Origin of the sequence: Ectothiorhodospira sp. 9100, from assembly GCF_022227565.1 — a bacterium.
Lineage (GTDB): Bacteria > Pseudomonadota > Gammaproteobacteria > Ectothiorhodospirales > Ectothiorhodospiraceae > Ectothiorhodospira > Ectothiorhodospira marina.
This window is the reverse complement of the sequence record NZ_JAJNAN010000008.1, coordinates 1-13186: the sequence shown is the minus strand read 5'-3', so window position 1 is coordinate 13186 and position 13186 is coordinate 1. Positions and strand designations below refer to the sequence as shown.

Annotated in this window: 14 protein-coding genes and 2 tRNA genes; 12 read left to right on the top strand and 4 right to left on the bottom strand. The window is 64.3% G+C overall.

Features of this window, described 5'->3' with window-relative positions; translation table 11 throughout:
* Positions 1-14: 14 nt before the first annotated feature.
* Both LPW29_RS04140 and LPW29_RS04135 read right to left on the bottom strand, forming a co-directional pair.
* On the bottom strand, positions 15-479 hold the full coding sequence (locus LPW29_RS04140) for a molybdenum cofactor biosynthesis protein MoaE (RefSeq protein WP_238626990.1): 465 nt from the start codon (positions 477-479) through the stop codon (positions 15-17).
* A gap of 1 nt (position 480) precedes the next feature.
* The gene (locus tag LPW29_RS04135; RefSeq protein ID WP_238626989.1) at positions 481-714 is read right to left on the bottom strand and encodes a MoaD/ThiS family protein; all 234 of its coding nucleotides are present in this window, start codon (positions 712-714) and stop codon (positions 481-483) included.
* An 81-nt stretch (positions 715-795) separates the two neighbouring features.
* Here LPW29_RS04135 and moaC point away from each other — a divergent pair, with 81 nt between their 5' ends.
* Complete coding sequence (moaC, locus tag LPW29_RS04130; RefSeq protein WP_238626988.1) at positions 796-1272, top strand: cyclic pyranopterin monophosphate synthase MoaC; 477 nt, start codon at positions 796-798, stop codon at positions 1270-1272.
* A gap of 19 nt (positions 1273-1291) precedes the next feature.
* Here the strand turns inward: moaC and LPW29_RS04125 are convergent, their stop codons facing one another.
* Positions 1292-1741 (bottom strand): arsenate-mycothiol transferase ArsC, encoded by a 450-nt coding sequence (locus LPW29_RS04125; RefSeq protein WP_238626987.1) that lies wholly within the window; start codon positions 1739-1741, stop codon positions 1292-1294.
* A gap of 256 nt (positions 1742-1997) precedes the next feature.
* On the opposite strand from LPW29_RS04125, the gene LPW29_RS04120 reads away from it, so the two are divergent.
* The 6 genes from LPW29_RS04120 (at position 1998) to pgeF (ending at position 7984) form a co-directional block, all read left to right on the top strand.
* Positions 1998-4163 (top strand): AsmA family protein, encoded by a 2166-nt coding sequence (locus tag LPW29_RS04120; protein WP_238626986.1) that lies wholly within the window; start codon positions 1998-2000, stop codon positions 4161-4163.
* Positions 4135-5256 carry an A/G-specific adenine glycosylase gene (gene mutY / locus LPW29_RS04115; protein ID WP_238626985.1) on the top strand — a complete coding sequence of 374 codons (1122 nt, stop codon included), beginning with the start codon at positions 4135-4137 and terminating at the stop codon, positions 5254-5256. The genes LPW29_RS04120 and mutY overlap by 29 nt, the downstream gene beginning before the upstream one ends.
* On the top strand, positions 5222-5494 hold the full coding sequence (locus tag LPW29_RS04110) for an oxidative damage protection protein (protein WP_090255571.1): 273 nt from the start codon (positions 5222-5224) through the stop codon (positions 5492-5494). The genes mutY and LPW29_RS04110 overlap by 35 nt, the downstream gene beginning before the upstream one ends.
* A 96-nt stretch (positions 5495-5590) precedes the next feature.
* Positions 5591-5666 (top strand) — tRNA-Phe (locus tag LPW29_RS04105).
* Between the two features lie 387 nt (positions 5667-6053).
* Positions 6054-7241: a GGDEF domain-containing protein gene (locus LPW29_RS04100; protein ID WP_238626984.1), complete on the top strand. Its 1188-nt coding sequence runs from the start codon at positions 6054-6056 to the stop codon at positions 7239-7241.
* Positions 7241-7984, top strand: a complete 744-nt coding sequence (gene pgeF, locus LPW29_RS04095; protein WP_238626983.1) for a peptidoglycan editing factor PgeF — start codon at positions 7241-7243, stop codon at positions 7982-7984. Before LPW29_RS04100 ends, pgeF begins: the two co-directional genes overlap by 1 nt.
* 4 nt (positions 7985-7988) lie before the next feature.
* Here the strand turns inward: pgeF and LPW29_RS04090 are convergent, their stop codons facing one another.
* The gene (locus LPW29_RS04090; protein WP_238626982.1) at positions 7989-8621 is read right to left on the bottom strand and encodes a lytic transglycosylase domain-containing protein; all 633 of its coding nucleotides are present in this window, start codon (positions 8619-8621) and stop codon (positions 7989-7991) included.
* 56 nt (positions 8622-8677) lie between these two features.
* On the opposite strand from LPW29_RS04090, the gene LPW29_RS04085 reads away from it, so the two are divergent.
* From LPW29_RS04085 to LPW29_RS04065, 5 genes are all read left to right on the top strand, one after another.
* The gene (locus tag LPW29_RS04085; RefSeq protein ID WP_238626981.1) at positions 8678-9673 is read left to right on the top strand and encodes a biotin--[acetyl-CoA-carboxylase] ligase; all 996 of its coding nucleotides are present in this window, start codon (positions 8678-8680) and stop codon (positions 9671-9673) included.
* Entirely contained in the window at positions 9670-10425 is a 756-nt protein-coding gene (locus tag LPW29_RS04080; RefSeq protein WP_238626980.1) for a type III pantothenate kinase, read from the top strand. The genes LPW29_RS04085 and LPW29_RS04080 overlap by 4 nt, the downstream gene beginning before the upstream one ends.
* A complete protein-coding gene (locus LPW29_RS04075; RefSeq protein ID WP_238626979.1) occupies positions 10425-11066 on the top strand; it encodes an SPOR domain-containing protein in 642 nt (213 codons plus the stop codon). The genes LPW29_RS04080 and LPW29_RS04075 overlap by 1 nt, the downstream gene beginning before the upstream one ends.
* 57 nt (positions 11067-11123) lie before the next feature.
* Positions 11124-11199: transfer RNA gene (locus LPW29_RS04070), tRNA-Thr, on the top strand.
* Between the two features lie 356 nt (positions 11200-11555).
* Complete coding sequence (locus tag LPW29_RS04065; RefSeq protein ID WP_238626978.1) at positions 11556-13103, top strand: TIGR03013 family XrtA/PEP-CTERM system glycosyltransferase; 1548 nt, start codon at positions 11556-11558, stop codon at positions 13101-13103.
* Positions 13104-13186 lie beyond the last annotated feature (83 nt).

Genomic DNA, 13186 nt, shown 5'->3' with positions numbered 1-13186 from the left:
CAAGGCCTGCTCTACTAGAGCCCCTCGCCCCCCTGGGGAGAGGGGTTGGGGTGAGGGGAAGGGGAGACCCACCTTCGCCCCCCATCCTCCAGTTCCTCCTGCTTCCAGAACGGTGCACGCTCCTTGAGCGCCTCCATCAGGAACTGGCAGGCCTCAAAAGCCGCCTGGCGATGGGCCGACCATGTTGCCACCACCACAATGGGTTGCCCCGGCTCGATCCGGCCCACCCGATGACCGATCAGGGAGTCCTGAATCGGCCATCGGGTTCGGGCGTCATCCTCGATGAGCGTAAGCTCACGTTCGGTCATCCCCGGATAGTGCTCCAGGGTCATGCCCGTGACCCTGTCCCCATCGTTGAAATCCCGCATGGTGCCCACGAACAGCGCGCAGGCCCCGAAACTTCCCGGGGCCAGGCCGCGCTCATGCTCGCTCACCAGGCTGAAGGGCTCCAGGGGATCGCTGTGCAGCACAACCGTCATCTCAACCCCCCGTCACTGGTGGAAAAAAGGCCACTTCATCCCCGTCCCGGACGGGATCTTCCAGTGACGCATGGGCATGGTTCAGGGCCGCCAGCACGCGGGGCGGCAGGTCACGGTCCGGTTGAGCGCGCTGCCAGACATCGGCCACGCAGTGAATTCCATCGGTGGGCACCGAGGCCTCCGAGACACCCAGCTGCTCTCTCAGGCTGGCAAAGTAACGTACGGTAATGGACATGGCGTGTGGATCCCGGTCAGTCTTCGATCACAGCTTAATCATTGGCTGATCCCAAGCACCATACCCGACAGGATGCCATCCATGAACGATCTCACGCATTTTGATGCCGCCGGCCAGGCCCGTATGGTGGACGTGGGCCATAAGTCGCCCACCCGCCGCGTGGCCGTGGCCGAGGGGCGAATCCGCCTTAAGGCCTCCACCCTGGAGCGGATCCGCCAGGGTGACCACAAAAAGGGAGATGTGCTCGGCATCGCCCGGGTCGCTGCCATCATGGCCAGTAAACGCACCGCCGATCTGATCCCCTTGTGCCACCCGATTGCCCTGAGCCGGGTGCAGGTGGACCTGGAACCCATGGCCGAACCGTCCGCCGTGTATTGTCGCGTGACCGCGGAGACCACCGGTCCCACCGGCGTGGAAATGGAGGCCCTCACCGCTGTGCAGGTGGCCCTGCTCACCCTCTACGACATGTGCAAGGCCGTGGACCGGGGCATGGTCATGGAGGGGATCGGCCTGGTCAGCAAATCAGGCGGGCAGTCCGGCGATTGGCGGCGGACGTAAAAAAGCTGACAGACGCGGCTCAGCGCTGCATCAGCCGCATGGAATTGGCCAGCAGGCGCACACGGCGCTTCACGTCATCGCGCATGCGCCTGAAGGGTTCCAGATCATCCCCATCCGTGGCGAAACGGCTGGGCGGATCCATGGGCCAGTTCTTGCACACAAAACTCTCGGCAGCGGGCAGGGGTAGCTTGGCGGGATCGGTACACAGGGTGATGATCATGTCTGCCCATGCCACCAGGTCCCGATCCAGGGCCTTGGCCTCCAGGGCGTGGGATTCGAGATCCTCCTCCCGTAGCACCGTCATGACACGGGGCTGTGCCTTGCCCGCCTGCAGGCCAGCGGAGCGGACCTCCACCAGGTCGGGCATCCGTTGTCGGGCATAGGCCTCGGCGACCAGGGTGCGGGCCGTGTTGGTGTGGCCCAGGAACAGGATGTGAGGCTTGCGCCGCAGGTCGGGTTTCTCGGGCATGGGCGGGATTTCAGCGGGAAGCGGCCAGTATGTGTGGATTGTACTCACCGCCTTGGCAGGAAAGCCAGATCTGCCACCCCCGTTCCTGGGGTATCCCTGCCTGTAAGGAGAGGGTGAACAGGCGATCATCTCCCTGTCATGGCTTTAACGCCCCTGGCCTTAGTACACTGATCAACATGCTGGCTCGCTGGACCCAAGTGAATGGTTCCGTAAGGCGGATCGACGACGTACATGCGACCGACGAGGTAATGACTCAATGAAATGGATCAAGCGTGGCCTGCTGGCCCTCTTCGGGCTACTGGTGCTGTTCGTGGTGCTGGTGGGTTTTCTACTGGTCACCGTGGACCCCAACGACTACAAGGACCGCATCAGCGAGGTGGTGGAGGAGCAGACCGGGCGCACCCTGGTGATCTCTGGCGACATCGGCCTGTCCGTGTTCCCGCGACTGGGTCTGGAGCTGGGCGAGGCGACGCTATCCAATGCCGAGGGTTTCGAAGAGGCGCACTTTGCGCGGGTAGGGGAGGTGGACGTAGCCGTGGCCCTGCTGCCCCTGCTGCGCCGGGAACTCCAGGTACAGCAGGTCCGGCTCGAGGGGCTTGAACTCAACCTGGCGCGCGACGCTGACGGCCGCGCCAACTGGGATGACCTGGTGGATGCAGAGGCGATCGCCGAGCAGCCGGAAGGGGAGGCCTCGCCGGTGACTCGGTCTGGCGATGACTCCGCAGTGCCCGAATTCCTGCGGGGCCTGGATGTGGCGGGGATACAGGTACGTGATGCCCGTCTCAACTGGCGTGATGATCAAAGCGGTACGCGCATGAGCGTCGACCCGTTCAACCTGGAACTGGGGCGCCTGCGTCTGGCCGAGGAGACCACCCTGAAACTCTCCATGCGGACCCGCATGGATGACCTGGAAACCGGCGTGGAACTGCAAGGGCTGCTTTTGCTGGATGTGTCCAATCAGCGTTACGCCCTGCGCCGCATGGTGGCCCAGCTGGACGCAACAGGCGATGCCCTGCCCGCTCCGATCGAGGCGCGGGTGGAAGCGGATCTGATCGCTGACCTGCGCAATGACCTGGCCAAGGTGGAGCGTCTGACTGTCAATGCCTTCGACACCCAGTTCACCGGGTTGGTGGAGGTGGCGGAACTCAGCACCGAGCCTCGTATCCATGGCGAATTGCGCAGTGGCCGTTTCAGCCCGCGGCGCATGATGGAGACGCTGGCCATCGAGCCCCCTGAAACAGCGAACCCTGACGTGCTCACCAACGCCGCCATGGATCTGGCCTTGACCCTGCAGGGGAATGTGCTGGACCTGACCCAGTTGATCGTCACCCTGGATGACAGCACCCTGACCGGGCAGGCGACCGTGAAGAATCTGGCCAGCCCCGATGTCAGCATGGCCATGCAACTGGACCGCATCAACCTGGACCACTACCTGCCGCCGACCGCTGATCCCGATGGCAACGGCGGTGGCAGCGATGACACCCAGGCCCGTGATGGCTGGCCCGACGAGCCCCTGGAACTGCCGGTGGATAGCCTGCGGGAGTTGAAAGTGACGGGGGATCTGAGTGTGGGCAACCTGACGGTGGCCGGCCTGAGCCTGCAGGATGTGAACCTCGAGCTGCGTGCCCGTGATGGTCGCCTGGATGTGGAATCGATCCGTGCCGCCCTCTACGAGGGGCAGCTGGATGGCAGCCTGGGCCTGGATGTCCGCCAGGATACTCCGCGCATCCAGGCCCGCCAGGCCCTGGAGGGCATCCGCTTCGGCGGTCTGCTGGAAGATCTCACCGGCAAGGCCATGGTCACCGGCGGTGCGAATGTGAGTTTCGACATCACCAGCCGCGGCAACTCGGTGAAGGCCCTGATCAATGGCCTCAACGGCAATGGGCAGATGCGCGTTGCCGATGGTGCCGTCAAGGGCATCAACGTGGCCCAGATCATCCGCGATGCCGAGGCGCGCGTGCGCGGGCGCTCTCCCGAGGAGACCGACGAGCCGCGTCAGACCGACTTTACCGAGATCACTGGCAGCTTCAACATCAATGACGGCGTGGTGAAGAACGATGATCTGCAGGCGGCCTCACCGCTTCTGCGTATCCGGGGTCGGGGCGAAGCCGACCTGAACCGGGAGCGCCTGGACTACCGCCTGGATACCAGCCTGGTGGGGACCCTGGAAGGTCAGGGTGGTCGCGACCTGTCGGATCTGCGCAACGTGAACCTGCCCATCACCATCCGTGGCAGCTTCAGCGAGCCTAGCTTCGGCCTGGACCTGCGCTCGGTGTTCGAGAGCCGCGTGCGGGAAGAGGCCGAGGAGCGGGTCCGTGAACAGGTGGATCCCGTGATCGAGGAACAGCGTGAACGCCTGCGGGAAGAGGGCGGTCGACTCCAGGAGGAGTTGGGTGACCGACTGCTTGACCGGTTGCGCTGAGTCTCCGGGGGATTTCGCGGCGCGCCTGCTGGTGTGGTACGACCGGCACGGCCGCCATGATCTGCCCTGGCAGAAGGATGTGACCCCCTACCGGGTCTGGGTGTCGGAGATCATGCTCCAGCAGACCCAGGTGGGGACGGTCATCCCCTATTTCCAGCGTTTCATGGCCCGTTTCCCGGATGTGCACGCCCTGGCGGCGGCCACACAGGATGAGGTGCTGCACTACTGGTCGGGCCTGGGCTATTACGCCCGGGGTCGCAACCTGCACCGGGCGGCGCAGCAACTGGTGGACCACTGCCAGGGGCAGTTCCCCCGGCAGCGCCAGGCACTTGAGGCCCTGCCCGGCATCGGCCGCTCCACGGCTGCGGCCATTCTGGCCCTGTCCGGAGGGCAGCACGAGGCCATTCTGGATGGCAACGTCAAGCGGGTACTCGCGCGCCATCGGGCCGTGCAGGGCTGGACTGGCGAGGCAGCGGTGCAAAAACGTTTGTGGGCGCTGGCGGAATCCCTTACACCCGCCGAGCGTGTGGCGGACTACACCCAGGCCATCATGGACCTGGGGGCCACCGTCTGCACCCGTGGCCGGCCTCGCTGCGATGCCTGTCCGGTAGCCGACGACTGCCTGGCCCGTGCCCAGGGGCTGCAATCCAGCCTGCCCACCCCCAGGCCCCGTCGGAAACAGCCCCTGCGCCAGGTATGCGTGCTGATCATTCAGGGGCCGCAAGGCATCCTGCTGGAGCAGCGCCCGCCCACCGGGTTATGGGGTGGTCTGTGGGGCTTTCCCGAAGTGGCGTCCGTGGCAGAGGCGTCGGGATGGTGCCAGGCACAACTGGGGGGCGAGCTCGTGCGCCATGAGGCCATGGAACCCTTCGTGCACACCTTCACGCATTTTCGCTTGCACATCACCCCGGTTCGGGTGTGGGTGCAAAACCCTGCCGGAGGCGTGATGGAAGCGGTTGGCCGCGTCTGGTATAAAGACACGGCTCAGGCAGGCCTGGGGCTGGCTGCACCGGTGACCCGGCTGCTGAACCAAATCACGCAAGAAGACGGAGAGATCAATGGCTCGCATGGTGAAATGCGTAATGCTGGGTGAAGAGGCCGAAGGCCTGGACTTCCCTCCCTATCCCGGTGAACTGGGCAAGCGGATCTTCGAGAACGTCTCCAAGCAGGCCTGGCAGAAATGGATGGGTCACCAGACCATGCTCATCAACGAGTACCGCCTGACCCCCATCGACCCCAAGGCCCGCCAGTTCCTGGAGGAGGAGATGGAGAAATTCTTCTTTGGTGAAGGCGCCACCACGCCCGAGGGCTACGTTGATCCGAACAAATAGGGCGCTCATGGACTTGACGAATGCGGTCAGTCCGGCTTTAATACGCACCTTCGCTGCGGCGCCCTCGTCCAGCAGCGTTCAGATCAGATCAAATCAGGCCAGGTAGCTCAGTTGGTAGAGCAGGGGATTGAAAATCCCCGTGTCGGCGGTTCGATTCCGTCCCTGGCCACCATATTCTTCAACGACTTGGCCCGCCCTTGAGCGGGCTTTGTTGTATCTGGGCCCCTGCCAGTCAGGCTCAACCGGTTGCGCGAAGCAGGCAAGAACGTCCCCTTGGCGTATCTTTGATACGCTGGCGGGTAGAATATGGGCCCTATTTGCTATCCTGCATCGATAGGGGTGACCCGATCGACGTCTGGCGTCTTCTGCATGATCAAAGAGACACCGCGACGCGCGCCTCAAGGAGGATTGAGGAAGGAGGGAGGACGTGAACGCTTACACGGAGTCATCAACGACGCGGTATTGCATCCCCATCCGGGCGATACCCTTGCCAGCATTGCTCGTTGATGCAAAAGGGGGCCTTCTGGATGCGAATCCGGAGTTGAGGAAATGCCTCGGGTTGGAAAATGATCCAGGACAATGGCCCGACCTGAGCCATTTCCTGTTGTCGCTGGAGCCTGACGAGTTGCAATCGCGGCTTCGTCAATGCCCGCACAGCGGCGAGGCAGTGGCGCATCGAGTGCGATGCCGTAACGCCCAAGGGCAGCCCTGCGAGGCCATCTTGCACATGGCGGGCCTGGGTAACGGTCTCTACCTATGCACCTTCACCCGTCTGCACTGGATGTGGGACTCACACAAGGAGCAACCCGATGCCCGTGGTCTGGAGGCCCAGCGCTGGCGTTTTGCGGTGCATGGTGCCGGAGATGGCGTATGGGACTGGGATGTGGCCACCAACGAGGTGGCATTCTGTCACCGGTTTGCCGGTATTTTGGGTTACACCGATCGGGAGCTGGATCACAGCTTTGACCAGTGGCTCAAATTGGTCCATCCGGACGACCTGCGCCGATTCAGTGCCGAGTTGCAGGCGCATCTTCAGGGGGATCACGACCACCATACGGCGGAGTACCGTATGCGGCATCGGGAAGGCCACTGGGTGTGGGTGATGAGCCGGGGTCGGGCGATCTCCCGGGACGCGCGTAACCATCCATGTCGGGTGGTGGGCACCCTGTCGGATATTGCCGACCGCAAGCAGATGGAGGAGGAGTTGCGTCGCATGGCCACTACGGATTTCCTCACTGGCCTGCCCAATCGTCGGCACTTTCTTTCCCGCATCGAGGACGAACTGGCCCGGGTCAAACGCAAGCCGGAGCAGGGCGGCGCCGTGCTGATGCTGGACCTGGATCACTTCAAGGGCATCAATGATGTCTATGGGCATTCCACCGGCGATGCCGTATTGCGGCATTTTGCCTCGGTGTTCAGTTCGGCCCTGCGCCACATGGATCTGGCGGCCCGCATGGGGGGCGAGGAGTTCGCGGTTCTGTTGCCGGGCACCCACCTGCAGGATGCCCGGGTGCTGGCCGAGCGCCTGCGCCGACGCATCAAGAGCACCCCGGCGGTGCATCAGGGGGCCATCATGGCGGTTACCGTGAGCATTGGTGTGGCTGAACTGCACCCGGAGGATGGCTCCCCGGATGACACCCTCCACAGGGCGGACGCCGCCCTGTACCGTGCCAAGGGTGATGGCCGCAATCGGGTGGAGGTGGCCCGCCCGCCCGGTGAGGAAGGCCATGGGGAGGATTTCTTGTGATGACGCCTCAGCCTATCATGCCTCAGTGGCCAGTCCCCCAGGGGGTGAAAGCCGCGGTGACCACCCGGGCGGGTGGGGTGAGCCACCCGCCCCACGATAGCCTGAATCTGGGGTTGGGCAACGGGGATGACCCGGCCGCTGTGATGGAGAATCGCCATCGGCTGCGCCAGGCTCTGAACCTGCCCAATGAGCCGGCATGGCTTCATCAGGTGCACGGCTTTCAGGTGGTGGAGGCCCGTGAAGTGAATCCCGATAAGCCTCCCAAGGCCGATGCCACCATCACCCGCATTCCCGGCGTGGTGTGCGCCGTACTCACGGCGGATTGTTTGCCGGTGCTGTTCTGTGACCGCGTGGGGGGGCAGGTGGCCGCTGCCCACGCCGGCTGGCGCGGCCTGGTGGCCGGTGTGCTGGAGGCCACGGTGGAAGCCTTCGATTGCCCGCCGATGGATGTCATCGCCTGGCTGGGCCCTTGCATCGGGCCGCAAGCCTTCGAAGTCGGTTCCGAAGTGCGCCAGGCCTTCATCGATGACGACCCGGGCGCAGACGCTGCCTTTGTCCCTTCCCCTCAGGGCCGCTGGCTGGCCGATCTGCACCGCCTGGCCCGCCGCCGCCTGCATGACTGCGGCGTCACCCAGATCGCCAGCATCGAAGCCTGCACCCACAGCGACCCAGAGCGCTTCTACTCCTACCGCCGGGACGGCGAAACGGGCCGGATGGCCAGCCTGATCTGGCTGGAGGTGTAAAGTTCTAAGGCTGCCCCCCCAGCAGTCGGTACTCATTGAACACCCGCTCGATGTAGCCCCGGGTTTCCCGGAAGGGGGGCACGCCGCCGTATCGCTCCACGGCGCCGGGGCCGGCATTGTAGGCGGCCAGGGCCAGTGTGAGATCACCCTCAAAGCGGTCCAGCATTCGAGCGAAATAGGTCACCCCGCCGCGGATGTTCTGTTGGGGGTCGAAGGTATTCTCCACCCCCACTTCCCGGGCCGTGCCCGGCATGAGCTGCATCAGCCCCTCGGCGCCCACCCGGGAGACCGCGAATCGATCGAAACAGGACTCCACGGTAATGATGGCCCGAATCAACTCCTGATCCACCCGGTGATGTCGGGCGTAGTGCATCACCCAGCCCATCTGATCCGCGGCCCGCTGATCCAGCATGGCGCGGGTCAAGCCCTGGCAGGCATGCCGGGCGGTGGGTCGTCCGTAACGGCGCACAAAGGTGTAGTCCGGCCCCATGTCCCGTTGATCGGTGAACATCGGGACGCCATCGCGACCCTCGTGCATATAGATGTCCGCCCTCGACACACCGGGCCCGCAGGCCAGCAGCATCGCCAGGGCGAGGCCGGCGGGAAGTGTCCAGGTCGAGAAACGGTGCGTCTGCATTGTGTTTACATCCCCCTGCACGGATCATAGGGACACACCCAAGATACACGCAACGCATGCGCCAGGCCTCGCTCCCCGACCATCGCCCGATTTTCCCGGACGGTTTGCTTACCGTGCTGGCCCGCGGCCCGCAAACGAGCCCTCAGGCACTGGCCCTGGCCTTGGGGGTGCCCGAGGCGACCGTGCGCCAGGGGCTCAACACCCTGCGCGATCTGGGGCTGGCCCTCCATGAGGATACCCACGGTCTGATCCATCTGGATACCCGCCTGGATGTGCTGGATGAGCGAGGAATTCAGGCCGGTTTTGACGATCCTGAATCCGCCCCACCCATCCAGGTGCTGGAACAGGTGGATTCCACCAGTGCCTGGCTGGACCGGGCTCGCCAACAAGGTGCCCGAGGCCCGTTGGCCTGCTGCGCGGATGTGCAGACCGCTGGTCGGGGGCGTCGTGGTCGCCAGTGGCTGATGCCGCCGTGTGCTGGTCTGGCCCTGTCACTGCTTTGGGACACTGCCTCCTGGCCCGGCCCGGACCCTACCGTCACCCTGGCCACTGGGGCCGCCTTGGTGCAATGCCTGGAATCCCTCGGGGCACAGGGGCTCGGCCTTAAATGGCCCAATGACATCCAGATGGACGGCCTCAAACTGGGGGGCATCCTGGTGGAGGGCCGCCTCAACCGGGGCGGCGGCGGGGCCTTGATCCTGGGTGTGGGGCTGAACTTGCGCCTGCCCGGGGATCTGCCCATCGACCAGCCCTACGCAGACCTGCACCGCGCGGGCCTTGACCCCCTGCCGGATCGCAGTTGGCTTGCGGGGCGCCTGTTGCAGGCTCTGATCCGGATGCTGGAGACCTACCCGGAACCAGGCTTCGAGGCCTGGCAGGCTCTGTGGCAGGACCGGGATGTCTGCCGGGGTCGGGCAGTGACCCTCGCCGGAGATCCGGCCATTGAAGGCATCGCCCAGGGTGTGGACGCCGCAGGGCGTCTGTGTGTGGAGACCGCCAGCGGGCAAAACTGGGTGGAGGCCGGTGAGGTGAGTCTGCGGGTGGGGCCATGAAACTGCTGCTGGATGGGGGCAACTCCCGCCTCAAATGGGCCTGGTGGGCGCAGGGGGCCGTGCGCGAGCAGGGCGCCCTGGCCCATGAGGGTGCCGCCCGGACCCACTGGTCCGGGTTTTTGTCATCCCTGACAGCACTGAGCGCCGGAGGCCCGCCGGCGCGGATCCTGTGTGTGGAGGTGCTCGGCAGGGCCTTTCGTGAGGCCCTGGCAGCCTGGGCTCGGGATCTGGGCTGGCCCGCCCCCCGCTTCCTCAGCGCCGATCCGGCACTGCACGGCATTACCAGTGACTACCACGACCCCGCCCGGCTGGGCCTGGATCGCTACGCGGCCATGGCCGGGGCCAGGGCACTGGGTCATGAGTCCGCCGTGATCATCGATTGTGGCACGGCGGTGACCCTGGATCGGCTTGATCAGGGTGGACATCACCGAGGCGGGCTGATCCTTCCCGGCCTGGGTCTGATGCGTCGTAGCCTCGGTGCGGCTCCCGGGGTGTCCGGGTTACCGGAGGGCCGGGCGGACTGTATCCCGGCGGTGTGTACCGCCGATGCCGTGGCCACCGGCACCCTGATGGGGCTTGTCGCGGCCATCGACCATTTGTCCGCGCAACTGCTGCCAGACAGCGCTGGCCCGATACCCCGGCTCATCACTGGCGGTGACGCGTCGCAACTGGTCCCGCATCTGACGGGGGATGTCCTGTGGCTGCCGGATCTTGTCTTCACCGGTCTGGCGCAGATGGGGAAGGGGGGCTGATGCGCGTCCTCTTTGTCCTGTTGGTGCTGTTCAACCTGGGATATCTCGGATTCGTTCTGTGGAGCGATGCGCCATCCTCGCCATCAGCGGCAATATCGCCCGTCTCCGTCGACCGGCCGGATGTCCCCCTGCTGCAGCGCCTGGGAGAGCAGCAGCCTCCGGCACCGGGCAGTCAGGTGCAGGCCAGCACCTGGGGGTGTTTCAGCCTGGGGCCTTTCGATGATGACCTGGTAGCCCGCCGGGCCCTGCTGGACTGGGAAGCCGCCGGGGCGAGAGGGATGATTCGTCCGGCGCAGGCCGCGCGACCGGCGTCCTATTGGGTGATTCTGCCCCCGCATGATGGCTCTCAGGGCGCGGAGGCTGCCCGGCAGCGGTTGAATGATGAGGGCGTGGATGATCATTACGTGATCACCGAGGGGGAGCATGAACAGGGCCTGTCCCTGGGGCTGTTCTCGTCCAAGGAGCGTGCCCGGCGTCGTCAGGTGCAGATCCAGGGCCTGGGCCTGGAGCCGCGGGTGATGACTCGATATCGGGAACAGACCGTCTATTGGGTGGACCTGGAGATCCATCGTGCCCTGGATGTCGGTGCGCGTCCGGCAGTCGGGCCCGGCCTGCAGTGGCAGGCGCGGGTCTGCCCATAGCCTTGTTGATTGCGGACCCCGAAGTGCTGGTCTAAGATAACGCCTCTCGCAACACACGCCGGAGTAGCTCAGCTGGTAGAGCAGGGCACTTGTAATGCCAAGGTCGTAGGTTCGACTCCTATCTCCGGCACCAACACGATCCACTCTTCAAGGGGCGACACTTCGGAGGTCGCCCCTTGTCGTTCTGCTCCCGGGTGATTGAAAGATGGCGCCTCAGCCGAGGGTGTAAGGGGGTGTTCATGCCGCTTGTCGCCTCGGCAACCTCCTTTGGTGACCTATCCTCACGTGCAAGGGTGGATTTGTAAAAAAATGCGACTACACTTTGAGTAGGGCTTGCAAAGTGTGACCGACGTCACATAACCTTCGTGAAAAGGATCAAGAATAGAGGGGCGTTCACAGCAGGAACGTCGATCTTGCGACTGACCCGTGGGACCTCAGCTGAGGTTCACATGCGCCAGTCATTAACCCAAGCAAGAGAGGTTTGGGTCTATGGGAAATCCAGCAGAAAACCGGTTGTTGTCCGTGGTGGAAACCGCTGACGTCGTTCAGGAGAAGCAGCGCGCGCCCGGTAAGCGTACGCCGCCACCACCACCCAGACTGGTCAGGCCAAGTGAGGCCAAGAGGCGCCCCGTCCGGGTTCGCCACAGCCATTTTCACATTCTTGGAAGGGACGTCTCTACCCCGTTTCTTCTCCTGGCCACGCTCGAGGTGCTGGTCCTGGCGCTGGCCTTTCTGGGCGCCACCCAGTTGAGTCTCCCCACCGAACTGGCCTTCGCGGGGCAGGCAAGTACCCTGCAGATGCTGCTGTTCGTGGGCATCAGCATGGTGGGTATGGTGAGCATGGGGCTCTACCGCAGAGGGTTTCGCGGCGGCGCCACGGCCACCGTCCTGCGCATCCTGGCATCCGGTGTCCTGGCCATTGTCATGATGTCCATGCTGTTCTATGTCTTCCCCCACCTCATGCTCGCCCCCACCACCCTGGCGGTGGCCCTGGGCCTGGCAGTACCGGGTATCCTGGTCACTCGATTCGGCATGCTCAAGGTGCTGTCCCACGAGGCCTTCAAACGTCGGGTGCTGGTGCTGGGAGCGGGCGACACAGCCAGCCTGTTCCTGCGGTTGCGCCGCAAGTCGGATCAGATGGCCTTCACCGTGGTGGGTTTTGTCCCGGGGCAGGGCGACTCGTCCAAGGTGGGAACCGAGAGCCTGGTGGACATGGATGAATCCCTCACCGAATTTACCCGCCGCCATCATGTTGATGACGTGGTCATTGCTTACGACGACCCCCGAGGCGGTTTCCCCACGGATGAACTCATGCATTGCAAGATGCACGGCGTGAACGTGCTGGACGTGGCGGACTTTTTCGAACGCGAGGCCGGGTTGCTCAAACTGGATATCCTGCGTCCCTCCAGCATGATCTTCGGGCGCGGTTTCCGTCAGTGCATCTACCGCGACTATGCCAAGCGCGTACTGGACCTGGTGAGTAGCCTGGGCCTGCTGGCGATCACCTGGCCCTTCATGCTGGTCTGCGCCATTGCCATCTTCATCGAGAGCAAGGGTCAGGGCTCGGTCATCTTCAAGCAAGTGCGCACCGGTCAGCACGGACAGCCCTTCACCCTGTTCAAGTTCCGCAGCATGATCATGGACGCGGAAAAGGACGGTAAGGCCGTGTGGGCCCAGCAGAAGGACCCGCGCGTGACCCGCTTCGGCCACTTCATGCGCAAGACTCGCCTGGACGAACTGCCGCAGTTGTTCAACGTGATTCGTGGGGACATGAGCTTCGTCGGGCCACGCCCCGAGCGCCCGGAGTTTGTGGAAACCCTGGGCGCCAAGCTGCCCTACTACCACCACCGCCACTGGGTGAAGCCGGGCCTCACCGGTTGGGCACAGATCCATTATCCCTATGGTGCCTCCGAGAAAGATGCTTTCGAGAAGCTCAAGTACGACCTGTACTACGTGAAGAATCAGAGCATGCCCCTGGATATTCTCACCATTGTGCAGACGGTTGAGGTGGTGCTGTGGGGGCGTGGGTCCCGGTAGAGGGGCTCGCTCGCTAATCTCCCTTCTCCCCTCGGGGGAGAAGGGCCGGGGATGAGGGGGCCGAGGGCACCATGCCCCCATAA

What these genes read in the sequence shown, in the direction of transcription:
- LPW29_RS04075 (WP_238626979.1), top strand. Translation starts at nt 10,425, where the DNA reads ATGCGCGTCCTCTTTGTCCTGTTGGTGCTGTTCAACCTGGGATATCTC.
- LPW29_RS04120 (WP_238626986.1), top strand. Translation starts at nt 1,998, where the DNA reads ATGAAATGGATCAAGCGTGGCCTGCTGGCCCTCTTCGGGCTACTGGTG.
- LPW29_RS04085 (WP_238626981.1), top strand. Translation starts at nt 8,678, where the DNA reads ATGCGCCAGGCCTCGCTCCCCGACCATCGCCCGATTTTCCCGGACGGT.
- LPW29_RS04090 (WP_238626982.1), bottom strand. Translation starts at nt 8,621, where the DNA reads ATGCAGACGCACCGTTTCTCGACCTGGACACTTCCCGCCGGCCTCGCC.
- LPW29_RS04135 (WP_238626989.1), bottom strand. Translation starts at nt 714, where the DNA reads ATGTCCATTACCGTACGTTACTTTGCCAGCCTGAGAGAGCAGCTGGGT.
- pgeF (WP_238626983.1), top strand. Translation starts at nt 7,241, where the DNA reads ATGACGCCTCAGCCTATCATGCCTCAGTGGCCAGTCCCCCAGGGGGTG.
- LPW29_RS04125 (WP_238626987.1), bottom strand. Translation starts at nt 1,741, where the DNA reads ATGCCCGAGAAACCCGACCTGCGGCGCAAGCCTCACATCCTGTTCCTG.
- moaC (WP_238626988.1), top strand. Translation starts at nt 796, where the DNA reads ATGAACGATCTCACGCATTTTGATGCCGCCGGCCAGGCCCGTATGGTG.
- LPW29_RS04080 (WP_238626980.1), top strand. Translation starts at nt 9,670, where the DNA reads ATGAAACTGCTGCTGGATGGGGGCAACTCCCGCCTCAAATGGGCCTGG.
- LPW29_RS04140 (WP_238626990.1), bottom strand. Translation starts at nt 479, where the DNA reads ATGACGGTTGTGCTGCACAGCGATCCCCTGGAGCCCTTCAGCCTGGTG.
- LPW29_RS04065 (WP_238626978.1), top strand. Translation starts at nt 11,556, where the DNA reads ATGGGAAATCCAGCAGAAAACCGGTTGTTGTCCGTGGTGGAAACCGCT.
- LPW29_RS04110 (WP_090255571.1), top strand. Translation starts at nt 5,222, where the DNA reads ATGGCTCGCATGGTGAAATGCGTAATGCTGGGTGAAGAGGCCGAAGGC.